18 protein-coding genes and 1 pseudogene are annotated in these 25493 nt (G+C 53.9%); 4 read left to right on the forward strand and 15 right to left on the reverse strand.

The window, feature by feature from the left end; all coding sequences use genetic code 11:
* Positions 1–695 precede the first annotated feature (695 nt).
* The 10 genes and pseudogenes from G1C98_RS05880 to G1C98_RS05925 all read right to left on the reverse strand — a co-directional run bounded on the left by G1C98_RS05880 (position 696) and on the right by G1C98_RS05925 (position 12546).
* Positions 696–1721, reverse strand: a complete 1026-nt coding sequence (locus G1C98_RS05880; protein WP_169080204.1) for a nitroreductase family protein — start codon at positions 1719–1721, stop codon at positions 696–698.
* Between the two features lie 177 nt (positions 1722–1898).
* Positions 1899–3347: a Coenzyme F420 hydrogenase/dehydrogenase, beta subunit C-terminal domain gene (locus G1C98_RS05885; protein WP_169080206.1), complete on the reverse strand. Its 1449-nt coding sequence runs from the start codon at positions 3345–3347 to the stop codon at positions 1899–1901.
* Positions 3344–4864, reverse strand: a complete 1521-nt coding sequence (locus G1C98_RS05890; protein ID WP_169080208.1) for a lipopolysaccharide biosynthesis protein — start codon at positions 4862–4864, stop codon at positions 3344–3346. The genes G1C98_RS05885 and G1C98_RS05890 overlap by 4 nt, the downstream gene beginning before the upstream one ends.
* Positions 4865–5071: 207 nt before the next feature.
* Positions 5072–5971: pseudogene (locus G1C98_RS05895) on the reverse strand (polysaccharide pyruvyl transferase family protein); the annotation flags it as partial.
* Between the two features lie 19 nt (positions 5972–5990).
* The gene (locus G1C98_RS05900) at positions 5991–6554 is read right to left on the reverse strand and encodes an LbetaH domain-containing protein (RefSeq protein ID WP_169080212.1); all 564 of its coding nucleotides are present in this window, start codon (positions 6552–6554) and stop codon (positions 5991–5993) included.
* On the reverse strand, positions 6547–7551 hold the full coding sequence (locus tag G1C98_RS05905) for a glycosyltransferase family 2 protein (RefSeq protein ID WP_169080214.1): 1005 nt from the start codon (positions 7549–7551) through the stop codon (positions 6547–6549). Before G1C98_RS05905 ends, G1C98_RS05900 begins: the two co-directional genes overlap by 8 nt.
* A gap of 8 nt (positions 7552–7559) precedes the next feature.
* Complete coding sequence (locus tag G1C98_RS05910; protein ID WP_240944948.1) at positions 7560–8813, reverse strand: O-antigen ligase family protein; 1254 nt, start codon at positions 8811–8813, stop codon at positions 7560–7562.
* A gap of 111 nt (positions 8814–8924) precedes the next feature.
* On the reverse strand, positions 8925–10067 hold the full coding sequence (locus G1C98_RS05915) for a glycosyltransferase (protein WP_240944932.1): 1143 nt from the start codon (positions 10065–10067) through the stop codon (positions 8925–8927).
* Positions 10064–10966 (reverse strand): glycosyltransferase, encoded by a 903-nt coding sequence (locus G1C98_RS05920; RefSeq protein ID WP_169080218.1) that lies wholly within the window; start codon positions 10964–10966, stop codon positions 10064–10066. The genes G1C98_RS05915 and G1C98_RS05920 overlap by 4 nt, the downstream gene beginning before the upstream one ends.
* A gap of 53 nt (positions 10967–11019) precedes the next feature.
* Entirely contained in the window at positions 11020–12546 is a 1527-nt protein-coding gene (locus tag G1C98_RS05925) for a sugar transferase (protein ID WP_169080220.1), read from the reverse strand.
* 500 nt (positions 12547–13046) lie between these two features.
* Between G1C98_RS05925 and G1C98_RS05930 the strand changes: the two genes are divergently transcribed.
* Positions 13047–14606 (forward strand): MDR family MFS transporter, encoded by a 1560-nt coding sequence (locus G1C98_RS05930; protein WP_169080486.1) that lies wholly within the window; start codon positions 13047–13049, stop codon positions 14604–14606.
* A 195-nt stretch (positions 14607–14801) separates the two neighbouring features.
* Here G1C98_RS05930 and G1C98_RS05935 read toward each other — a convergent pair whose 3' ends face one another.
* Both G1C98_RS05935 and G1C98_RS05940 read right to left on the reverse strand, forming a co-directional pair.
* Positions 14802–15608, reverse strand: a complete 807-nt coding sequence (locus G1C98_RS05935; RefSeq protein ID WP_169080221.1) for a ComF family protein — start codon at positions 15606–15608, stop codon at positions 14802–14804.
* A gap of 41 nt (positions 15609–15649) precedes the next feature.
* Positions 15650–16441 (reverse strand): HAD-IIB family hydrolase, encoded by a 792-nt coding sequence (locus tag G1C98_RS05940; RefSeq protein WP_169080222.1) that lies wholly within the window; start codon positions 16439–16441, stop codon positions 15650–15652.
* 78 nt (positions 16442–16519) lie between these two features.
* Between G1C98_RS05940 and G1C98_RS05945 the strand changes: the two genes are divergently transcribed.
* A complete protein-coding gene (locus tag G1C98_RS05945; RefSeq protein WP_205831914.1) occupies positions 16520–16948 on the forward strand; it encodes a metallopeptidase family protein in 429 nt (142 codons plus the stop codon).
* 185 nt (positions 16949–17133) lie between these two features.
* Here G1C98_RS05945 and G1C98_RS05950 read toward each other — a convergent pair whose 3' ends face one another.
* From G1C98_RS05950 to G1C98_RS05960, 3 genes are read right to left on the reverse strand one after another with little or no spacing between them, the layout of a single operon-like run.
* Positions 17134–18639, reverse strand: coding sequence for a DUF5719 family protein (locus tag G1C98_RS05950; protein WP_169080224.1), 1506 nt, complete (start codon positions 18637–18639; stop codon positions 17134–17136).
* Positions 18636–21767, reverse strand: coding sequence for a glycosyltransferase family 2 protein (locus G1C98_RS05955; RefSeq protein ID WP_205831915.1), 3132 nt, complete (start codon positions 21765–21767; stop codon positions 18636–18638). Before G1C98_RS05955 ends, G1C98_RS05950 begins: the two co-directional genes overlap by 4 nt.
* Positions 21764–22063, reverse strand: coding sequence for a WhiB family transcriptional regulator (locus tag G1C98_RS05960; RefSeq protein ID WP_169080225.1), 300 nt, complete (start codon positions 22061–22063; stop codon positions 21764–21766). Before G1C98_RS05960 ends, G1C98_RS05955 begins: the two co-directional genes overlap by 4 nt.
* Before the next feature lie 251 nt (positions 22064–22314).
* On the opposite strand from G1C98_RS05960, the gene G1C98_RS05965 reads away from it, so the two are divergent.
* Both G1C98_RS05965 and G1C98_RS05970 read left to right on the forward strand, forming a co-directional pair.
* Positions 22315–23730 (forward strand): LCP family protein, encoded by a 1416-nt coding sequence (locus G1C98_RS05965; protein WP_470287745.1) that lies wholly within the window; start codon positions 22315–22317, stop codon positions 23728–23730.
* A gap of 155 nt (positions 23731–23885) precedes the next feature.
* Positions 23886–25415 carry an LCP family protein gene (locus tag G1C98_RS05970; protein ID WP_240944933.1) on the forward strand — a complete coding sequence of 510 codons (1530 nt, stop codon included), beginning with the start codon at positions 23886–23888 and terminating at the stop codon, positions 25413–25415.
* Positions 25416–25493 lie beyond the last annotated feature (78 nt).

Below are 25493 nucleotides of genomic sequence, written 5' to 3' on the forward strand. Positions count from 1 at the left end.
CGCGAACGAATGGTCGAACCGCCGCTACCTGGACATGTCCCGGCTCGATGACAACCTCGTGGAAGCGAACTGATCATCGCGCCATGGACGGCCATGATCCAAAGTGCGCAACTTTTCGGGCACTACCATTTTATGAGCAGGAACACCTGCCCATGTGGTGTTAGGCTCAGAAATGTCTTTTAGAACCAACGCATTTGCGTCCACACGCGTATGATTAGCAGTTAATACCACCAAGCACTTTTGAATCAATCATGAGCTCGACATGATCGCCAATAACAGGACATTGGTCATGCGTCTGAGCAATTACGACTCCAACTGGAAAGCGAGCAGTAGTTCCCAACCCTCACTTGGAAATTCATAATAACCCGTTCCGGATGCCAGATAACTAATCCTTTACCAAAAACATTAATAGGAATTTCAGAGCAAAATTGAGATGATAACTTCTTAAGCCTCAGTAGATGCCAGTAATAGGCAATTCGATGCCACCCTCCAACATTGTGATGATACTCTGCTTTGCATAAATGAGTTTTAAGACGGATAACTTGCGCACCAAACAATCGTTTCAGCAGACTTTTGGGATTAGCCTGGATTAGTCGATCCGCAACCAAAGCAACTAAGTGCACTAAACATGTTAGAGAAATGGCAAGCTGGCACCCTTCAACTCGTCATGGTAGCATACCCTCATCTGTCACCTTTCAGACTCGCGTGACAATACTTTCCGGAGTACGACGTATAGAACGGCATACAGGCACAGACTCCGGGAAATTACCCACTGCGATGTACATCACGGGAAAATCATAGTCAGGCATATTCAACAGTTCCCTGGTCTGACGATCCTGAGACAAATTGAACATCGCGTTCAGAGGACATGCCGCCAAACCATATGCTTCCAATGCGTACAATAGAGACATCGAAAATAGGCCACCATCCACAAATGGCTCATTACGTTCCCCGTAATTCATGAACGCCCGGATATCAGAAGTAATCAGCAATAATACTGGAGGCATATCATATCCATTAAACCCACCTTGAATTTTCAAGGCTGCCTTAATTTTTTCTGAATCGGTAATCTGATATATACGCGTAGCTTGTCGATTGCACACAGACGGAGTCTTCATCGACACCTCGTACACTTTATCAAGCAATTCCTGCGAAACAGGCTTATCTGAATATTCTCGTACTGAATACCTATTTTGTGCTAATTGGATGAATCCCTTGGAAAGGTTATCGGCCTTAGTAGAAGAATTCATGATAAAAGAGCCAGCTTCGCTTGAAGCATCTGGCTCATAAGTTAAAGCAGATTCCCAAATATGTTCGGGGAACATCGCCTTCACCGAAGTAAGGTCGTAATTAACGTCATTATGACGGTGCTGATATTCATGCAGTACTGACAATCCTTGCTGATACAGAGGATTGGTTCTGTAATTTTTATCTGCTTTCTCCAACAAAACCATTCGCTTGGAAATTTCGCTCAAAACGCCCTTGCCAAAGCCGCGCCTGAAATTGACATGACTCAACCCTTTTTCCAACCTATGGATATCAAAAGCCAAACGTGTTTCAACACGTGCTTTGTCGGTGGAAGTGTCAAGGGACATCCAACGCATAAAGCGTTGACGCTGAATCCGCCTCGCCTTAGAAGCCTCTATCATATCTTTTATAGAATGCGCTCTCTCCCATGCAGATTTGGGCACGATGCTCTTAATAATTTGCTTTGCAGACATACTTTTTCTCCTCTCGAAATCCATTTCGTTCAGGCAGCAAGCAGATAACGTTGTTTTCTTGCGCTAAACCCAGAAATGCAAAAAGCGTGGCCAAAGCCAAGCCCATTATTCTGGACTGGTATTAGCCACGCTTCCGTATTACAAATTGCAGAGGAGCGTATAACAGAGTAAGCGCGGTTAGCTACGCCCCCCCCCCATCAAATTTTTAATCCGTGATACCGCCCCAGCAGGCAACACACGTTTAAAGATTCTCTTGCAGGCGCGAATAATTCGCTTCTTTGGAGATGTGCTCACGCGACGATACGAATGTTCAATCGGCTTCATGTGCTTCTTGAACTCGTTGAAATCGTTTGCCTTGACGGCCTCGCGGAATGCGGCGAAGCTCTCGTTCTTCAGCACGGTACGCATCGCGTAGGTCTTCTGACGCCGGTCACTGACGCCGTCCAACGATGGCTTGACGCGTTTGGTCGGGGTCCATTCGCCACGCTGTTCGTGCACATACAAGCGGTATGCAAGCCCCTGCCGGCGATGCCGGAAGCCACCCGCCTGGGACTGGTACACCTCCGCGGAATCGGAATCATGCAGCACAAGCTCGCTGCGATGACGGTCGAATAGGTTCTGGACTTCCTGGTTGCGCACGACAATAACGTTGCAGCCCTCACCATCGTTCACATATTTCGGGATCCATGCATCGCCAAATGTCACATCCGCGGTCTCGGCAAGCACATCGTCACAGTAATCGCATGCGTTGTACTTGAAATAGCCCAATCCCCAATTGGTAGTAGACAGCTCAGCAGTACGCTTGATGACAGGTTTTTCCCCATCAGTCAGCCGAACTTCGACCGCATAGTCGGAAGCAGGGCTGCCCGGAGTCTTATGGCGGAAATCCACGCGAGCGATATTATCCAGGGGAACACCGGATTCCCATGCCTCGCTTTTCGCGAAGAAGTCCGATTTCAGGTGCCCGCACACCAAGCCGATGCAGTACCTAATGCGCTTGTTAAGCACTTCGTCCTGCCTGCACAACAGACGAACCGCTTTCACAAAACAGGGAATACCGATGAACAAATACTTCCCATCATGTTCATGCACATAGGAAAGCACTTCACTCATTTCAACAGGATAGTACTTCGACTTCGCACCCGTCTTAAGCTCATCCACATTATGCGACACCTGGTATGTGTACATGTGTTCCGGATCCGGGCCGTCCTTGACATGAATCACCGCGTCCACGAGTCCGTCCTCAAGCATCTTAGAAGCGAGCCAACTGACCATGCCTCCAGAGCTGCCGCGGGAGCGCCAGCCATCGGCAGACGTGTACCCCACATATGCATTGAGCCAGTAGCCGAGATATTGATCATGGTGTATGTCAGCCTGCTCGGAGAACAGCTCAGCTCCAAGAACATCCTCATTAATGGAACTAGCGAAAGGACACGCACTGTTGACTGCGTCTTCATTCGCAATAGAGCCCTGTATAGAAGCTTGATAACACCCATCGGCACTCTTGGCGATGTTAAATGCAGGGTCAAGATATGCGCATGAGCCACAGCCTACGCAATATGTGGCTGTGCCCCCTACTGCATCCTTATCGGGTGATTGAATCACCTGTTCAACTGTACTGCTCATCTCATTACCTTTCTATGAAGACGATTAACAATTTTCTCTCGCTCATCAGCAGTAAGAGACACTTTCATCGTGCCTGCACCAAACAATAGCGTATACACGATGCCCCACAGCAAAAAAGTCGAAATGGAAGAGACTGGCAACGCCAAGCCACCCAGCAGACATACAGCAACCACTACAAGTGCCAGCAAGATAGTCGGTAATTGGTGTTTCCAGAAATAAACCATGTCCAAACCGATACGAGTGTGATAGTACCAGTTCATGAACAGGCCGGTACCCAGCACAATACTGGCCACGTAGCCGATGGCCGTGGCCCAATACCCAAGAGAAGGTATCAAGAGCACGCTAATCACGATATCAATTACAGATGTAAGAACATAGATTAAGCTACGAGTCTTGTGGCGATTCTTAGCACGTTGAATTTCAATACCCGTGTTCTGGGTGAGTGGAATCATCACTGGCAATACCATAATCAGGCAGAGCCAATACGCGTCCGTATTCGCTTCGCCTGCCCAGATACGTACAAAATACCTGCCAAGCACAATAAACCCGCCGAACAGATACCAGAAGATGACCATCTGATAACGGCCCACTCGTGTCATCAACTGGGTCAGGACTTTGTTATCATCCGATTCCGCAACGATGCGGTTGATTTGCGGATTAAACACATTTGACATGGTTGTCGACATGGAAAAGAAGATATTCCTGATCTGCACAGCAATAGCAAACACCGCCACTGCCGTTGAACTGGCCATTGCACCTAATAGGAAATTGGGCACGTTGTTGTTGACCAAATCGAAAATCTGGTTCAAGAAAATCCAGAAACTGAATACTGCGATTGCTTTGAATAACACCCATTCCAAACCACGGAATGTGAATTTCATATTTAACTTATGCGTGGCAAATGCGATGTTCCACACAAGCAAAATGGTCGAGATCGTCAACTGGGCGCATGCCACACCGATAGCACCCATTCCAAGCCAGAGAAGCAGAACCGCGAGGAACGGCTGTGCCAATGCGGTGAGCAGCTGGCGCGACTGCTGGAACACGAACCGTTCATGTGCCACGATGTACGAATCGAATGGCGTGGACAGCATAGTCACCGCGATGTTCACACCCATGACCATCAACAGTGCGCGTGCCAGATTGATTTCTTGAGTTGTCAAGCCGCCAGAGAACAATGCATGCACATTCAGAACCATTGCTCCACAACCGATTAAGCACAACACTGCGACAGTAAGGTACACAAGCAGGAACATGCCATTCAGTCGGCGCACGCCCAAACCATTGTCCGGACATCCAGCAGCACGCTCACGCATGTAGAAGCGCACGTAGCTCCCATAGAAACCTGCCGACAGGAGCGTCAACGCGAACACCACGCTGTTGGTCATCTGGAACACGCCGTAATCGCCCTGCCCCATGAAATGCAACAGCAGAGGCACGTAAATAAGATTGACCAGGTTTTTCACCAAAATGTTCGCATAGCCGAGCAGCGCTCCAACTTTCTTCTGACTTGCCATATAAGCCGGTTACTCCTTCATGGCCCTATCAAGCCATTCCTGAGACTCCTTACGATGCTGTTCGAGCAACTGATCGACCTTTTTATAATCAATTTCAGGTGCAAGACCAGAATCCATCATCACTGAATTTAGGTTAAACAAACGAAACAGAGTCTCCATGCGTGAGTTCATGTTCGCGTTACCTGTCATGCCAGCTCGGTTGAAGACCGTAAACTGTTTATGGAACAAAATTGAGAAACAACATGCATGGTAAGAATCAGTGAACACATACTGCGCCTTAGCAAACAGTTCTACGAAGTCCTGAGGACCGGCAACATAAGTTGCTCTATCCCGTAAATCAAGCATACGACGGACATGGCATCCACGTTTTACTGCATACGCCTGAATGTCATGTTCCTGCTTATCAGTCAAATTTCCAAGAAAATATGTAAGCACATAACTATCATTATCCGACACAAAATTTTCTGTAACATCCAACCATTTATCAGCAGTGAGCATAAGGGTAGGGTCCAAGACCACTGCTGCTTCCAAACCAGTCATTTCCTTAACCAGCTCAACACCGCAATCTTCACGTACTGAAATAGCTTTCAAGCGTGGCAAATATTGCTGAAAAATTGGCATGACATCATCTGTAACATGAGAGACCCCAAAACTTGCAGCATAACTGATAGTTGGAACCTGATCAGATGAGAACGCCCCAAGACGAAGTCTTAATCCACTCTTAGAAATCCAATAATAATTCCAAACTTGGTCTGAACCAAGAACAATAAAGTCAAATCTCAGTGAAGGAGATATATGTCCTGCTTTCGACACTTTACATGCAACATTTAATCCATACTTATTATTGAAATATTGAAATCTATGACTTTTTCTTTTATCTGCAGCTAAAGCAAAATGCTTGAATGAGCATACTCTCTTCTTAAGAATGTCTAAAAGAGAACGAGCAGGTATAAATATTTGTTTAAGCTTTGAATCAACAGGCCACCCACAATCGATTGTGGAAACTTTTCCGTACGCTTTCAAACACTCTGTTAAAGCATAGTTCTGTAATCTATTTCCATAATTATTGGAATCATTAATCGTTAGAATAGCAATTCTCTTATCCATTTGAATTCTCCATATTATCTTATGCCAAAGGCACAGGTTCCTCAATGGTACCCTTGTTATTGATTTTCTTTGCCGGGATTCCCGCCCATGTTGTATTTGCTTCCTTAATCTCTTTAAGAACTAATGCATCAGCCCCAATTCGCACGTGATCCGCAACATGTATCCCTCCCAGAACTTTTGAATCAATCATAAGTTCAACATAGTTGCCAATCGATGGAGATCTATCGTGTGATTGAGCAATAACGACGCCACTGGAAAGACTGCAGTAATCACCAACACGGGCATCTGGATTAATGATAATCCTTTCAGGATGCCAGATGGTCAGTCCTTTGCCAAAAACATTAATAGGGATTTCTGAACAATAGATTTTACAAAAGTGTTTTACAAAAAAAAGATGATAATAATAGAAAATCTTGTTCCTTAAATGGCTACTATTATTAAAATAAAATTCGGCTTTGCGTAGATGAATTTTCATCTTCGCAATACGCCCACCAAATAAACGCCTAATCACTCCTCTAGGCAATGGCTGCACACGAAGATCTTCTTTGATATAGGATTGTAATTCGTCTTTTGTACTAATCAAGATTACCTCTTTCCAAGATACGACGAATAAAACTCTGATAAAACATAATTATCCAATATTTCCTGCCAACTGATAATCGAAAAGCGACACCCCGCTTGCTTTTTTCATCATTAATGTAAGGATTACATTGCCATTCTCTAAAATGCATACTCATCCAAGATGAAATTCTTCTTACATTTCTCAAACCTTGAATTCCGTATCTAAGCTGTGCTCTCGTTTCATAGTTCATTAGATGATTGACAGCTTGCCACTCAATTTCATTATGGTATAAACTTAATTCATCATTGGTTAAAGATTTAATAATATGATTGAATGAATCGATAATACTTAACCTATTAGAGGAATCCATAGAATGTATGGCGCTTCTTCTTTGTTGTCTATACATATAGACATCCTCGTTAAAATATTTAATCGAGTCAGCACGAACACTCAAAGGCAATATAGACGCAAGATCTTCGCCAATACACATCTTAGATGGATTATACAAACCACCATTTTCTTCCAGAAATTCTCTACGAATAAATTGACGCCAAAGCTCTGCACATGAACGAACATATTCCCGTTTGGAGAAATTGGCAAAATTTAACTCTTTTGAATCAATCCTTTTCCCTTTTGCATCTACTTTGACTCCATTAAATACAATAATATCCGAATCCTCATCGCATAATAAATCGACTATTTTAGCGAATGAATCCCAGTTAATAAAATCATCGCTATCAAGAAAACCAACATATATACCTCTGGCAACTGAAAGTCCAGTACATCTTGCAGAATTTTGTCCTTGATTTTTCTGATGAATTACCTGAGCTTCATATGCAAGATTTATAGAATCTAAATATTTAGAAGTCTCTGGACATGAACCATCATCAACTATAATAATCTCAATTTTTAAATTCCTATTTTGAAGAAAAGGAGCAAAACATTGTTGTAAAAAAACAGTCGGCGTATTCCATACTGGAATTATCAAAGAAAGAAGAATCTCTTTCACCATAGCCATATCACCTTTCAAGCTAAAATATCATTCAGAGATTGAGATGGATTTTTCTTTAGATACTCTGCAATAATTCGAAACACTATTATCCAAAGCCATAATGCTACAGTACGTTCTGCTCCAATAATAATAGAGCAAATGATAATTCCAGGAAGCATTGCAATCAAAACATAGTTATGTGTTTTCAGAAGAATTTTAATGCAATCAGTAATTATATAAGCAAAAAGAAAAAGGCCAACTATGCCGAAATCGACAAGAAAATCAGTTATTGTACCATGAGTAGTTACATTTGGGTCACCAATAATACCACGATCTTTTGCAAAAAAATAATTATAATTCCCTACGCCATACCCCAAAAAAAATCTATGAGGCCAACGATGAATGGCGTTAATCCAATATGAAACACGTTGCTCATTGGAATCATCGTGATAACTATTACCAAAAAAACGATCAAACATCCATCCACTCATAAATTTCGAAGCAACCAAAAAAAGAACAATAATACATACAGCAAAGAAAAAAGAATTTTTAATTTTTCCATTATTTCTTTGTGTAAAATATATAAATGCACTTACGCCGATAATTAATACCATACACATTAATGCACTGCGAGAACCTGTTAAAATTATAGAAACAGTTCCTAAAAGAATACAAATCCAAGAAAGAATCTTGTCAAAATTTTTAGTTGCATATATAGCAACTATATACGAGCATACGATTTGAACAAGCACCAGCAAAGCAAAATAATTGGCGTCTAGCTGGCATCCACGAAGCGTAACCGGATATACGCGACCAAAATACATACCTTGTTTTAAATATTCTTTAAATTCTAAATAAAATGGCACAAGTACGGAATAGGATACACCTTTTAAAATAATTGAAATATCTTTTTTTGAAAACCTCTGCGAAACGGCAGTGCCATAAAACCATATTATAATCATGAACATAAAGGCACGAATAAGTGTTCTGCTTGTTATTAAATAATCATCTTTTAAAACAGTTAAAAAATTTGAAGCACAAGTAATTGTAATAAAACCAACCATCACGATAAGTGCATGAAACGTATATTTTCTAGCATCCTTGGAGAAAACAAATGCTAATATCATTAGTAAAATGGATGGTAAAGCTGTTTGAAAGGTAAATGAGCGCTCATTTGCAATAAGAATAAAATAAGGCATTAGAACAATTGCAAATGTGATCAGTTTATGCTGGGACACATCATCTTGTCGACATAATGATTTCCCTTTTCCCAAGGAACAATAGAACATTAATGCCACCTTTTCTCCCTAAAGCATCTTATCAAGTAAGTCTAAAAAGGCATTTTAGTTTCAGAAATGCCGATAATACAAATTATTTCAAAATAAAAAACCCACTATTACTTAACATTTCATTGCCATCAAATGCTCATAATGTTGCATAAGTAGTTCCGCGTTAGCCCTCACAGAATACCCTCGTTGTTTAAGTACTATTGGGGCATGCATCAACCGACCACCACTAATAGCGTTCTTTAAAGCATAAGTCCATTTTTCAAGTTCATCATCTAGAGACAGAAAAACACCAGTACCAGTGATATCAGTTTCCTTTGGCACTTTAGTCGAATATATACAGGGCAAGCCCGCAGCTTGCGCTTCAACAGCAGAAACAGGTAAGCCTTCATAGAGCGAAGGCATGAAGAAAACATCCATCGCAGAATATAGCTTATCAATATCTTCACGGACACCTGCGAGTATTACAGCATCCGAAAGGTGCTCGGACATAATTACTTTTTCAAGATCAGCTCTCCCATCACCATCTCCAAGAATCAGCATCCTGGAATCAGGAAATATTTCATAAAACTTTGCAAACACACGCACTGCAAATGGGAAATTCTTTTGGCTGACAAAACGTCCCACGCAACCAATTACAGGAGCATCTCGCTCAATACCGAACCTTGACCGTACTTGCTGACGTACTTGTGAATCATATCTAAACTGTTCTAACGGAATACCGTTATTAATTACAGTGAATGGACGTGAGCCAAATAAATAGCTGCCTGCTTCCTGTGAACAAGCAACACAATCAGTGATGTAAGGCTTGCCTAACGCAATAAGAGGAGCATTACGTAATCGATGTAGGAAAACATCCGAACTTGTATTTAAATGACTGTGTTGAATACGGATTTTTATACCACTTTTAAATGCGTCACGCAAAACCCAAAAAGCCGTATTGGGCATATGGCAATGTACTACGTCGTAGTCTTTACCTTTTTCTTTGAAAAAGGAGGAAACTTGCTTGGAAAATGTCAATAAATCTTTTCCGGCATTTTCTACCCGATAAACCTTGCTACCAAGTTCTTGCAAGTCATGTTCATAGGTAGGTTCAGTCAGCAGCCTTCCCTCGTGCGTATCGTGATGGAGAAAATCATAGTGGACTCGATCCTCATCATGGAATCTAGCCATATTAAAGACAAAACGTTCAACGCCTCCGGCTTTGGATAAGGAAGGGACAACATGCAGCACACGAATTGGTTGATGAGTCATCATTTGGCTCCTTTTCTTAAGAACTTGGTGTATATAAAAGATCTCACGGAGTTAGGAACAAGGCAGACTAATATGTGGGGAATAGTTGTTCCCAGGAACTGAAAGAACGTGAAGTAGCCCCTCCGTAATTGCTCAGTTTTAAATTTCCAAATATGTGGAATATATGAGGGGCCACCGCGACGAGCATAGAAATCGGGACTCACACGCATGGCAACCAGAGGCTCATTTATATTCGCGGCCTTACATCCCGATGCCAGCATCCGATTGAATAAATCCCAATCTTCAAAGTACAGATAATCGGCACTATAGTTTCCTGCATTTACCACTCGTGATTTACGGAGCACCATGGAGGGATGTCTAAAAGGATTGCGCCTCTTTGAATATGAGACAATCGACTGTTGATCAATCGGAAGATCCGATTTGGCTACCGGATGCTCCGGATCAGATATAAATTCTACAATTTGTGATCCGACCATATCTAAATGGTATTCCGACATCTCGGCAAGTTCCTTTTCCATGCGAGTCGGAAAAGCATAATCATCAGAGTCCATACGTGCAATAATCTCATTTCTGCACACTGGAATCCCCTGTGCAAGAGCACTACCCAACCCCTCATTCTTCGGTAAAGTCACTATGTCAAAGAGACCTTTATTCTGTTCGCAGAACGAGTCAATTACAGCGTTTAACTCCGAGGTCAACGGACCATCTTCAACGAGGACAATTTGTTCAGGCGGAACCGTCTGAACAAGCATGCTGCGCAATGATTCCGCAAGAAATTCTGGAGATTCCTTTGCATAAACACTCATTAGAACGCTATATGGTTTATTACCTTCTTTAGCGCTGCAACCCACCCCATCATAAGATTGTGCTTTATTGCTACCGACCAATTTGTCCCCTCTCATCCATCCCTGCGGAAATCCAATCGCAAAAACATGTTATTACATTCCACACTGACTCAGTACGCCCCATTCGGATGTACAACCGTGCCAATGGTGCGAAGAATATAAACGATGTCGCCGATTACGGACCAGCCCTGCACATAACCGACGTCCAGCTGCTGGCTTTCCTCTTCGCTCAGATCATTTCGGCCGGATACCTGCCACGGGCCGGTAATACCGGGCTTGACGAGCAAACGAGTGGCATACACCTGGTTGTACTCGTCCACCTCAAACTGACGCTGTGGGCGCGGACCCACCACACTCATCGTTCCAATCAAGGAATCGAAGAACTGCGGCAACTCGTCAATGCTTGTCTTGCGAATAAAATGACCGACCTTGGTGATGCGCGGATCCTTCTTGATCTTCACACGCGCACCCAGCTCCTGTCCGTTCGCCGCAGCCACTTCGGCAAGCTTGGCGTCGGCATTCACGTACATGGAACGGAACTTATGAATCTTGAAGGGCTTGCCACGCAAACCGATACGTTCCTGCCTATAAAACACCGGTCCGTGGTCCTCAAGCTTGATGGCAATCGCCGTGACCAGCATGATCGGAGACGACAGAATGATGGCAATCAACGAAACCACAATGTCGAATACACGCTTTTGCAGCTTTGCCCACGGCGAATACTGCGGCAGGCAGATGGTCATCACGGTGGTGCCCTGAATCACGCGCACATTCGTCTCATGGCCGCTTACATCCACGGCGGAAGTGACGAGCGCGATCTCCAGGTTCATGGATTCCAGACTCAGCACGAAGGTATTGAAGTTGTCGGAGAAACGCTGCAGCACATCCGTCACCATCACGGTCTGCACGCCCATGTTCACGGCACGTTCGGCCAAATCGCCGCCATACGCCAGCACGGGAATGTCCTTGCCGCTGATCTCATGCACGCTTTTCAAGAACTCGTCCGTCGCATCCGCCGCCTCAATTCGGCCGGTCTGCTCGTTCAGCCTAATCGGGCATACGGCCACCGGGCGGTAGTTCAGCTGCTGCTTCTGGCTCAGGAAACGCAACGCATGCTCAATGCCCTCGCACGATCCCACAACCGTTGTGGCATACGAATACGCACCCTTCTCACGCCTGAACAGCACCACACGGCGGATGATGAAACGCTCGACCATCGTGATCAGCAGCGCGCACACCATAATCAGCGCCGTGGAAAGCAACGACACATACGAGTTGAGAATGAAGTCGAGCGCGCACACCGTGATGCCGGTGAGCACGGCACCCTTGAACAGCAGCAGGTTGAGCTGATAGCCATCACCCATCACGTGCCGGTGATACACACCTACGCCGTGCATACACAGCGCCCAGATCAGCGCGCACACGACCACGTATACGACCAGATTGATGTGGAAATGGAAGCGAGCGGAATACAACGCCGCCTCATTGCGAACCGTAAGCACCACCGCCGAGGCAACAGCGAATGAAATCATGTCGCACACAGTCAGAATGGCATTGACGAAGAATCGCCAATACGCAACACTGGTCAACTGATGCCATGAAGAGTCCCTCAGCTTGCTGTTGTTCGATTGCGTCATCTCTTCTTTCTCCCTGCCAGTTCCCTTCCCAAAACACATAGGGGGGGGGGCAACCTTTAAGGTACCGAACGCTACGTACATCGTTTTGGGGTCTTCTCAGCCAATTTACTTGCTTTTCTCAAGAAACCACACGTGTGTCGCGCTATTCGATGCCTAATGTACGCATTTCATGTCCTTTTCGATGCGTTTTCATGCGTTTTCTACATATCTTCACATTGCAAAACGAGATGGAACGGACTTCGCCCAACGCTCAAGGCTCGATATTCCGCATGCAAGCGGTCAACGGCGGGAATACTATGGCAGAGGTTGATATAAGGAAAACACACAAGCACGGCAATCCGGGCCCGGGGAACCGGCATGGGCGGGGTTTGCGGGTTTGCGGCTGGAGCGTGACCTGCAAGCCGACGAACCGACACCCGCCCGGCAAGATGCAACAGACTGCACAAGACCGCCAGAGACTGCAAGCAGCAGCGAGCGCTAGGGAAAGGAACAGGGAATCTATGGGGACTTCGATGTCGCGAGCGCTGACCCGCGAGGAATCGTATGTGAACGGCAAGCTGACCCGCCCGGCGTTGGTGTCTATTTCGATTCTGACGTTCATCACGTTTGTGGGGAATTTTACGCAGTTGCAGCTCAGTTCCGCGCTGCCGACCATTGTGGCTGATTTTCATATTTCGGTGACGACCGGCCAGTGGCTTACGTCGGTGTTCCAGCTGGTGATGGGTGTGATGGTGCCGTTGACCGCGTTTCTGACGCGCCGGTTCTCCACTCGCCAGATTGTGATCTGTTCCATGGTGGTGTTCACGGTTGGTTCGGCGTTGGCGTGGCTTGGTCCTTCGTTTGTGCTGGTGTTGTTGGGGCGTTTGCTTGAGGCTGTGGGTACCGGTGTGATGTGGCCGGTGTTGCAGATCACGGTGTTTTCCATGTATCCGCTGTCTCGCCGTGGTGTGGCCATGGGTACTGTGGGCATGGCGATGAGTGTGGCGCCGGCGCTCGGGCCCACGTTTGGCGGCTGGCAGACCGATATGAATGGTTGGCGTTCCATTTTCCTTACGCTTACGGTGATTGGTGTGGCCTCGCTGCTGTTGGCCGTGTTCTTCCTGCATAATTTCGGTGAGTCGGATCGTTCCGCCCATGCGGATTTCTTCTCCGTGGCGCTGTCGGTGTTCGGTTTCGGCGGGCTGATGTTCGGGTTTACGAATATCGAGTCGTATCCGTTTGCGAACCCGATGGTGTGGGGCGCGATGCTGATTGGCGTGATCGGCATCGTGTGGTTTGTGGTTCGCCAGTTCATGCCCGCATGCAAGCCGGGTTCCAATGTGCTTCGGCATTTGGTCGCACGTTCCGCCAAGGTGGAGGTGCCGCTGCTTGACCTGCATGTGCTGCGCAATCGGAGCTTTACGGTGGGCACCATGGTGGCGGCCCTCTCGTTCTTCGCGTTCAGTTCGATCATGGTGATCATTCCCTTGTACATTCAGAACGACCGTGGCTATTCGGCGATGATGAGCGGTTTGATCATGCTGCCTGGTGCGATCGGGCAGTGCATCGCGCAGTTCGGTGGCGGGCGTGCGCTTGACCGGTTCGGTGCCCGCCCGGTGGCGTTGGTGGGTACCACGATTCTGCTGTTGGGTACGTTGGGCATGAGTCTGATCGGTCCGCATACGTGGATCTGGTGGGTGTCGATCTGCCAGTTCACGCGTCAGATCGGCATGGGGTTTGTACTGATGCCGGTGACCACGTGGTCGTTGAACTGCCTGGAGCCGCGTGACGTGGCGGCCGGGTCGGCGGTGACGAATACGGTGCGCCAGATTGCGGGTGCTATGGGTGCGCCGATTCTGGTGATCATTATGGAGTCGATCGCCGCGATGCGTACCGCCGCGCTGGGTGGCGGGCATGCGGCCGCGATTGCGGGCAGTATTTTCGGTGTGCAGTCGGTGCTGCGTATCAGCACGCTGATCGTGGCGGTGATGCTGGTGCTCGTGTTCCTTGGCGTGCGCGGCGAGGGCGCGGGGTCGGCGCGTGACCTGGCCCGCGTGGCCGTGGCCAAGCTGCACAAATGATGTGGCTTGGTGACTGCCCCTGCGGATATGCAGCGATAACTGTGACTGCGTGACAACAACTGTGACCAATGGGACATATTCTGTCACTCCAGTCACAGTTGCTGTCACTTTTACCTCGTGTTGTTGTCGCTGCAGTCACAGTAAACGGATATACCCATGATGGGCCTGTAGCAGTGCAGGTTCATCGTCCATCGTTCACCGTTCAGCAGGCGGCGGGACGGCGGCGAGCGCCAATCCTCCCGCCGCGCTCCCCCGCGCCCCACGTATCGCTTCGGCGCACCGGCGCATGGTTGTCCCTGTGGTCACAATGTCGTCCAGGATCAGCACCTTCTTGCCCGCTATAAGCCCCGGGTCGTTCACCTCCAACTGCCCGTCGAGTCGGGCTGCCCTGCCGAGTGCGCTGTGGGTTTCCACGGCTTTGCCCTGTACGTGCCGTGTTCGTAGCGCGTTCACGGCACAGGCTTCCACTCCGGCGGCTGCCAGTTCTGCGGCTGTGGCTTTCGCGAGCGGCCAGAGGTGTCTGCGCCCGCGTGTGCGCATGGATTTGGGTGATGATGGTGCGGGTACGACCAGTATTTGTGTTTGACTGCCTGTTTGGTGTTCCGTCTGTGGCATGGGCTGTGACAGAGTCTGTGGCTTGGTCTGTAGTGTTTCGATGATGCCGCTGCCGACTACCAGTTGCCGGCATACTTGGCTGAATGCCTTGTCGCATTCCGTGTCGCCGTGGTCTTTCCATGAGAGGATTGCCCGGCGTACGTTGCCTTGGTAGGTGCCTGCCGCGTATATCGTCGCGCAGGCCGGTTGTTGGATTGCCGCCGATGGTATGCCGTTCAGTGCGTTTGGCGCGGTGACTGCGCCCGGCGTGCCGTCTGGTGCACCGCTTGGTGTGCCGTTGAGTGGCAAGACCGTATGTCTGCGGAATAGCGACTGGCAGTCGCTGCATAATATTTCGTCCGGCTTGTCGCAACCTGCGCATCCTCTGGGCAGGATGAGCCCCAGCATGCCACGCCAGAATGTTTGGCCCGCTGATTGAAGCGTGCCGTTCACGCAATACGCTCCAGCATCGCGTCGATGAACCTGATCGTGTCGCGCGGACTGTTCACCGCCACGCCCATGGCCCCCGCCTGCGCGGCCGGGTAGTCGTTGCCGTCCTCGCTCATGCGGTCGCCCACGAACACCATCTGCCCGACCGGGAAACCGTTCAGCCTGGCGAGCTCGCGCACCGCGAACCCCTTGTCGATGCCCTGCTGCGAAACGTCGATGCTGGTATACCCGCCGGCATGCACTTTGAGATCGGGAAGGTCTGCGGCCACCGCCTGTGCCAGGCGGCGCTTCAACGAACCATCCGGGTCGAACGCCTGTTTCGCCTCCAGCGGAGCCTGCTGGCCGAGCACCGACAGCGTGATCTGCGATCCCCTGTTCTCGATGCGTTCACCCCACACATGCTCGGGCCACATGCCCAGTTCGCGAGCGCGACGTTCCAGACTGGCCGCGGCGCGTGCGCACTGGTCCTCGGTCAGGTCGTGGCTGAACACGCGCTTCCATGCGCCTTGCACCCAGCGGTAGTAGCGGGTGCCGCTGGTGGGCATGAGATGCAGGTTGGCTTTGCAGGCCTGGGGGCCGAGCACGTTGATGATCTGGCTGACGACCAGCTCCCAGCGCCCTCCGGTGATCACCGCCACATCGATGTGCCTGGTGAGTTCGGTGAAACGCGCCGCCACGTCGGGGAGCATGGGCTTGCGGGAGTTGGCAAGGGTGTTGTCCAGGTCGAACCCGATAAGGCGTGTATGCCGGGCGAGGTCGTCATAGTCCAAACGGTCCCATTGCCGAATCATGCCAGCCCTCCTTTGCCGTGCACGGTTGAATGTTCAGTATCCTACCCTAATGCCAGTGGTATGTCATACAGTGAAGGCATGGCTGAAGCTCCATGGAATACCCGCGTTTACCGTAACCGCCACGGCCGTGGCACCCGTACGCCCATGTTCGGTGTGCGTATGCCGAGGTACCGCACCCGTTCCGGCATGTTCGACGATCTGGTCGCCGCGCATATCCGCAGACTGGGCAATGCGTGGCCCGAACTGATTCATCCGCTCCAATTCGCCGTGGAGGACGTGCCGCCTTCCGACCCGGTGCCTTGGGAGTTGGAGCCCAATGTGAAGTCGCGTCTGTTTCCCGCGGCGCATGGCATGCCGGCGCGCATCGTGCTGTACCGCATGCCGTTGCAGAGCAGGGCGCGCAGCCGTGATGAACTGCAGTGGGCGATCCGCGACGAACTGGTGGTGCGTGTGGCCGAGCTCTATGGGCGCAGGCCTGAGGAGATCGACCCTGATTACCAGTGGTGAATGCGGCCGCATACGAGATGTGGGCCTTGGCATCCGGTTAGGTGGATGCCAAGGCCCACATTGGTTATCGGGGCTTGTGGCTGCTTGGAATGCTTGCTTGTGCCGCTGCGTTTGCCGGCGTTACTGCGCCGCTGCATTCACCGCGCCAACCGGCGTTCAACCGACCGACGTTCAGTCGCCGCCGTTCAGCGCACCAGCGTCAGATCGTTGGTCGAGGTGATGCGCGCCACGCGCACACCCAGCTTGGTCGGCGCAACCGTGGAGACGCCCGCGATCTTCTTGCCGCTCAGGTCGCCGGACCCCAGTCGCAGCCCCCAGGACACCGTGCCGTCCTTGCATTCCACCACGGCTGCCACACCATCGGTGTTCATGGTCGTGGCGCTGTTGGCCTTGATCGTCACCTGCTGGCCCTGCTTCATGGAGCCGTCGGCGTCCATGAACGCCACGGTGGCGGTCGTGTCCGCGTTGGAGGTGTTGGCCAGGGTGAGTGACGTGTCGTAGCCGTCCGGCAGGGCGATGGCGGAGCGCTGCTCCGGTGCCACGCTTGGCAGCAGCGCGAAGTCCTCCTGCCCGCTCGAACCTCCGAGCGTCGCCTTGGCTTCGGCCTGGAACTGGTCGTCGCTGTCCAATTGGATGCCGTTCGCGCCCGAGGGGGCGTTTCCCAGGTCGATGGCGCTGACCTGCTGGCCCTTGATGTTGTACGAGCCCAATGCGATGAGACCGTTGTCACTCACCCACGAGGCACGCACCGTGGTGTTCTTCTCGCTGTACAGGTACAGCGTGGTCTTGTCGCCCTTGCGAACGGAGGGAATCAGATTCGAGGTGTCCGCCTCGCCCAACGGCATGGCGAAGTCGGATCCCTTCGGGGTGAGTCCATCCATCACGATCACGCGCACGCTGGCGGCCACGGCGGTGGATTCGCTGGCCACCTTCACATACAGGGCGTCCTGGCCGGATGCCGCCGCGGACAGATCCATGGTGGAACGCCCGTTGCCGCGCACGGTCACATTGCTCGACGTGGCCAAGCTCATCTTGCCGGCCGCCTTCGTGCCGTACACCTCCACGCTCACCGTGGTCGGCTTGGACGAGGGATTCGCCAATACCAGCTGCTGGCTGGAGCCCGTGCCGGTGCCGGGCAGCAGGAACGACTGGCTGAGCGCCGGCACCACGCAGGTGGCGGCGGAGATGCCACGCAGATCGCCTTCGGTGGCGCGGGATGCAAGGATGCCCGCCTGGCCGGATTCGGCGTCGGCCTTGAGCAGGTTGGCGTCGAACAGACGTGGGTAGGCGTTATCGTCGCGCAGGGTCATGCCGTTGTCGCTGCCGGTGCTGGCCGGGCCCGACAGGTTGGCGGTTTTCGCGCCGTCCACGTCGAACGGGGTGACGGACGCGGCATGCACGGTGCCGAACGCAGCGAAACTGGCGGAAGACGCGATGTTGCCGTCCGAGGCGCGGTAGTCGCTGTCACCCCAATCGGTGGAGTCGGGCAGCTGCATGCGTTCGCCGCAATACGATTCCAGACGTTCCTGCACCACGCGGTGCGATGTGGCGGAAGTGCCGGCGGCCGGGTCGACCAGCCAGTCGGGCATATCCACCACGCCCAGGAACGCCAGCGCACCCACCAGCACAAGCGAGGTGACGGTGGCTGCGATGATGCGCATCACGCGGGCGGCGGTCGAATTCGATGTCATGCTTCCTCCTGAGGCTGCTGGTCGCGCTTGCGCGGGAAGGCGACAAGCACGTACAGCAGGAATATCACGGCCAGAGCCACCAGCCACGCGATGCGCCACATGTTATGGCGTGCGGCGTCCAGCTCGGTGGAATGCGCCGTCATGCCCTTGCCGCTGGCGGCGGTGAGGCGATAATACGTGCCGTTCTCGTTGGCCACCACGGTCTGCGTGCCGTCCGACGCGGCGAGATTGGTGGACAACGCCTCGCTGCCCATGCCGCCCGTGACCACGAACACGCCGCCAAAGCCGAGCTTGGCCAGCGAGGCGACCGCGGAGGAATCACTGTTCGACAGCAGTCTGGAGGCGAGTTCGCCGATGGTGCGGTCGGTGGCGTCATGCCCGCCGGACGCCACGGTCGCACGCCATGCAGGCGAGCTGTCGATCAGATCGCCGCGCGAGGTGCGCATAATGCTGTACGAGACGGCCGTGCGCGAATCCGCGTACAGGGCGAGCACACGCTGGTCATGGTTGCTTTGCACCGCATCCGTGGCGACCATGGGCATACCGTTGCCGCTCACCGCTACCTGCCCCTTGCCGTTGCGCTCAAAGGCGAAGCCGGACCACACCACGATGCTGGCGGCCAGGACGAGCACGAGCAGCATACGGCCCACGACCACCAGCCAATGCAGGCGGGCCGCGGTCTTGGCGCTTTTCTTCTGCCTGCGGGATTGCGCGTTGCCCGTCTTGGAGACGCGCAGCGCCTGGAACTTGCGCACCGCGCCGCCAGCCATCAGGCATACGCACGACATCAGGCCGAGCATGGCAAGCGTCAGACCGGGCATCACGGATCCGGCGATGGCGCCGGTCTCGTCGAAGGCGATGACCACGTGTGCGGAGACGATGGCGAGCGCGCCGCCGGTCAGGATCACGATCCACATCATGCGCGAGGCGCGCAGCGCGAACGGAAGCACGAGCGAGATGACCGCGAGCACCAGCGCCACGATCAGCGCCACCAGGATGCCCATGCTGTAGCCGCCGTCCATCAGGTCGTTCAGAGGATTATGGATGTCGATGCCGAACGCGCGGTCCACGACGCCGGACAGGTTCAGGGACGCGGGCCTGCCGTTCACGCTGGAGGACGGCACGTTCACATCGCCGAAGATCTGCCTCCACGCGCCACGGCGGGCGAGACGCACCGCGTGGACCAGCGTGGGCGCGCACAGGAACGCCGCCGGGATCGGCATGAGCAGCAGCATGGCGCGATGACGCGGAATGAACAGCAGGAACACGAGGAAGGTGACGATGAGCGGCAGCAGCAACTGCGGTTCGGCGGCGACCACCGGCATGAAGCACAGGGATGCCGCGGCGGCGGCCTGCACGGAGGCGCGCGGGCGCACCGGGTCCTCGGTGTGGTAGAGCCCGACCGCACGGAACACGAATGCGAACGCGGCGGGCAGGAAGATCATCACCGTCATCATCGGCAGGTTGGCCGTGGCGAACAGGCCCATGGCCAGGCCGAACGCGCACCACAGCAGGCCGCTGGCGATGCGCACGGTATCGGAACGGGTGAAGATGCCGGCCAGTGCCCAGAACGACAGGGCGCTTAGCGGCGCGGCGAGGAAGAACAGCAGTCCGGTGGCGGCGGCCACATTGCCGCCGGTGAACAGCGAGGCGAGCAGCAGCACCCACAGCCATGGCGCCGGAGGCAGGGATACTCCCCCGCCCACGCCCCACACCCATTGGGTGCTGGCCGCCTCGGCGAGCTGGCCGAAGGTGGCGCCGGTGGGCGGCAGCTGGCTGGAATACAGCGAGCCGCCGGAGAACAGGGAACGCAGCACGGGCCAGTAGATCACGGCCACGGCTGCGAAAGCGACGGCCGCCATGAGCAGTGCCGCGATCCAACGCTTGATGGCGCGGATGCGCAGATGGGAGCGGACCAGTGGGCTCATCAGCGTGGTGTTGCGCTGGCCGTCCAACGCGCGGATGCGGTCCTTCCACTGGGCAAGCTGGGCGCGTGTGGCGGTGATCATGTTCAGCTGCGTATGCGGCACCTTGGACTGCTTGGAGACCAGGGCACGCGCACGCAGGCCAGCGGCGACGGAGGTGAGCGCATGCCACGGCATGCACAGTTCGCACCACGCCTCATACGGCTGCTTGCCGACCAGACGGATCAGGGTCTTGAAGAACGCCACGAACAGGGACAGCACCCACACCACCGGCCAGCGCAGACGAGCGATGTCCGTGTAGTAGTAGCGCTGCCGTGCCACCAGCACGCCCATGGCGGGGTTGATGGGCATCTCCTCGTCCACTTCCTCGCCGCCGCGCGTGCGCACGCCCTCGTAGCGGGCGCGGCGATGCGCGATGCGCGCCTGCGGCACCACCAGCACGCGGCCACCGCTGCGGCTGATGCGGCGGCACAGGTCCACCGATTCGGCGTAGGTGGTGAACCACGCGTTGATGCCGCCCATGCTGCGCAGCGTGGTCAAGGGCAGCAATGCGCCGGCAAGGGAGACGCTGAACACGTCGGCGCGGGAATCGTATTGCTCCTGGTCGGGTTCGCCGTCGACCACCAGCGAGGCGATGCCGTGCTTGTTGGCGTACGAGCCCACATCATGCAGGTTCTCGCCCTCCCAATCCAGCTGTTTGGCACCCAGAATGGAGGCTCCCGGGGTATTGCGCTGCGCTTCGAGCAGTTCGCTCAGGCAGTCGGGCGTCGCCGGGCGCGAATCGTCGTGCAGCAGCCACAGGTTCTTCACCGCGTTGGTGATCCTGGCCAGGCCGATGGCCTTCTGCACCGCGTCGCCGAACGACCGCGCGCCTTGCGTGTTGACGATCTGCACGCTCACGGTCTGCGCCTGCGGCACGTATTCCAACGGTTCGGAGGAGGTGGTGACCACGTCAAACGAGGTCTCCATGGATTGCATGGTCTGACCGCTGCAGTCGGCGACCACGATGACGCCGGGCAATACGGTCTGTTCCAATACGGCCGCCAGGGTGTCCGGCAGGAAACGGATGTCGTCTTCGACCGTGACCACTGCGGCAACGGCCTGCGAGACGAATTGGCAGTGGGAATACGGGCGGGCGGCCACAGCGTCGGTCAACACCTGGCGCACGCCGCCGTCGAGAATCCGTTCAAGATCTTGCGTCAAATCTGCTCCTTGCGCATCTTTTTGTACCGGCGGCGTTCACGTTCGCTCATACCGCCCCAGATGCCGAATCGTTCGTCATGCTCGATGGCCCAGTTCAGGCACTGCTCACGTACCTCGCATTGCGCGCACACGCGCTTCGCGTCACGGGTGGAACCGCCTTTTTCGGGGAAGAACGCCTCCGGATCGGTCTGCGAGCACAACGCCTTGTTCTGCCATGTGACATCGCCGTCCGGCAGGAACAATCCCCACAGATCGCCAGACGGCTCCCCCTCGGAATCTTTGGCGATGCCCCACATACGTGCATCCTCCTTGCCTGGCTTTTCCTTATTCTGATATGTCTGCAACAGATAGATTACACACTTGGGGCTTTGTTTTTGTCAAATTCGAGCTGTGTCATTACCACGGGTTCGCCCGATCCTGTGCTATAAGCGCGCGAACGGCGTTTACAGAGGGGCAAGGAGCGTGAAGAAACCGCACCGAACCGCCATTTCTCAACTCCATGCCGTACAATCAAAACGTTTTGCCCCATACAGGAAGGTTCGCAAGCGTGAACGAACAACGATCCGATGCCAACATTCCCAACGTAGGCGGTTGGAAGGATACCGCTCCTCGCCACACCCTGACGTACCGCATACGCCACCGAGCGCGCAACACTGTCATATACGTGCTGGCCGCGGCGCTGGCCTTCGTGGGAACGGTGGCGGCCGCCACGCTGATCGACATCAACGGCGCGATCAAGGACGGCGAGGTCAAGGCGATTCCTCAGAAGGGGCAGAAGGAAGAAGAGCTGGTGGATCCCAACGCCGGCAAGTCGATCGAACTGCTGGTCATGGGGCAGGATACCCGCGACGGCGCGGATAACGCGGCCATCGGCGGCGGCGACACCAGCGAAGGCTCGCATCAGGCGGATACCACCATGGTGGTGCAGATCTCCGCGGACCGCAGCTACATCAACCTCGTCTCCATTCCGCGCGACTCCCTGGTGGACGCGCCGAGCTGCGAGACCAGCAAGGGCACGGTCAGTGCCCGGTACAACGTGATGTTCAACTCCATCTTCGCCGAAGGCTACGCCACCGGCGACGACCTGGCCAGCGCCGCAAGCTGCACGGTGAACGCGGTCAACTCGCTGACCGGCCTGAACATCCAGAACTTCATCGTGGTGGACTTCAACGGTTTGAAGGACATGATCAACGCCATCGGCGGCGTGAAGATCTGCATCCCCTCCGACGTGAAGGACCCGTACACCGGTCTGGACCTCACGAAGGGCCTGCACCAGCTCGACGGCCTTGCCGCCACCCAGTACGCCCGTACCCGCTACAGCCTGGGCGACGGATCCGACGTGCAGCGCACCACGCGCCAGCAGTACCTCATCAAGCAGCTGCTGCAGCAGGCGCTCGACAAGAACATCTTCACGCATACCAGCGAGCTGTACCAGTTGGCCAAGTCCGCGCTGAAGTCGCTGAACATCTCCCACGGCCTTGCCGACACCGCCACGCTTGCAGGGCTGGCCATGAGCCTGAAGAACCTGAACGTGGCGCATATGTATACGCGTACGCTGCCCGTGGTGCAGGCGCCGAGCGACCCCAACCGCGTGGTGTGGGATTCGAGCGCGGACGAACTGTGGACCAAGATGCGCGAGGGCAAGCCGTTCGTGGAGCAGGCCACGCAGGATTCCTCCAGCAACGACTCCAATAAGGACGATAAGAGCTCCGAGAATTCCGATTCGACCGATCAGAACCAGAACGCCGATCAGAACACGCAGGGCGACCAGAACACGCAGGCGACCCAGCAGAACACGAAGGTCGCCGAGGGCGTGGAGAAGACCCCGGACGGCAAGTACATCGACACCGCCACCGGCGGCGTGATCGACACGGAGACCGGTGCGGTGCAGGATGCCAATACCGGCCAGGTTCTGGGGATTTCCGAGGCGTACCTCAACAACGTGGTATGCCCAGTAAAATAGACAGATGTATAGAATCTGACTAACAGCAAGGCGGTGCAGGGCCAAGGCTCTTGTGCCGCCTTGTGCTGGAAATGAGGAAAAACCCATATAGACACCCATTCGCACGGCATTATGTGCAACAGTGACATAGGTTTTGTTATCGCTCAGGAGGAGATATGGCACAGGACAACGAGGGGAAGCGCGCCCAGGGTGCTCCGCCCAGCTTCATTCCCGCAGGCTCTCGCCGCCGCACCTCCCCCGCCGGCACCACCGCGCAATCCTCCGGCGCACCCGTTCCTCCGAGCTTCACACCCCCGTCCCGCCGCCGCAGCGAACCGGCACCGACCACATCGCCCACCGCACGCGCATCGGCCAACAGAACCGCTTCGGCATCCCATTCCGCCTCCCCGAATTCTTCAGGCTCCGCCAATCCATCCAATGGCGCAGGGCGCACCGGGCGTTCCACGGGCAGCTCCACTGGCAGGCCTGCTTCCACAACCGCCCCGCGCAGCACGGCTCCCCGTAGTACCGCGCGCTCATCCTCCGCGCCGCAAAGCTTCGCACCGTCGGCACCGCGCACACGAACCACCCGTGGATCGAACGGCACCCCACGCGCCGCGCAACCGCTGGCGCAACCGCTGTCACAGCCGGCGGCGCAACCCCTTTCCCGCAACCCCCACATGGCATCACGAAATGTTTCCCCTGCATCCCCTATCAGATCGGCCGGCGCTATGAGCGCCACCAGGACGCGCAGAAGGCGCGGCGGCAAGCACATCGCCTCCATGGCCGTGATCATCGTATTGGCCGCATTGGCAATCGCCGTATTCAGCGGATGGGGATGGATCAGCAGCCGCCTGAACAAGGAGAACGACTGGCTGACCTCCAAGTCGCGCACCGCCGCCACATCATGGCTGATCCTCGGATCCGACGAACGTGACGGCACCACCGGCGGCACGGCGGACGACACCCCCGGCTTCAGGACCGACACCATCCTTATGCTCATCAAGCCCAAGTCCGGCCCGAGCGCGTTGATCTCCATCCCCCGCGACTCGCTGGTGCAGGTGGACGGCCAGTACATGAAGATCAACGCCGCCGCGGAACTCGGCGGCAACAAGGCGTTGACGAACGCCGTCGAGGAGATCTCCGGGCAGAAGATCAACCATATCGCCAAGATCAAGTTCGGCGGTCTGCAGAACGTGGTGAACGCCATCGGCGGCGTGAACCTGTGCTACGACCAGACGGTGAGTGACCCGTATTCCGGCCTTGACTGGCAGGCGGGCTGCCACACCGTGGACGGCGGAACCGCGCTGGCGTTCTCGCGTATGCGCTATGCGGATGCAAACGGCGACTTCGGCCGTGCCCAGCGGCAGCGCCAGGTGATCGCCGCGATCATCGCCAAGGCCACGGCCAAGGAGACGCTGACCAGCCCGGCGAAGCTGACGAAGGCCGCGGACGCCGCCCTGAGCGCGGTCACCGTGGACAACAAGACCTCCCCGCTGACCTTGCTGCAGATGGCGCTGGCATTCAAGAGCGCCACCGGAAGCAAGGGCGTCAGCGGCAGCGTGTACTGGACCGACCCGGATTACGCGGTCGCCGGCGTGGGTTCGTCCGTGCTGCTTGACGACACTCGCAACGCCGAACTGTTCAGCCAGCTTGCGGCCGGCACGCATGCCGCCGGCAAGGTCGGTACGCTGTCCGAAGGCTGATCGCGTCTCTCTCTCGTTCCGTTCTTTCCTTTTCCCTCTTTTGAAGAAACCGTGAACAACGGCTAGGGTTCCGTCCAC

Source organism: Bifidobacterium erythrocebi, assembly GCF_012932675.1.
GTDB classification, from domain to species: Bacteria; Actinomycetota; Actinomycetes; order Actinomycetales; family Bifidobacteriaceae; genus Bifidobacterium; species Bifidobacterium erythrocebi.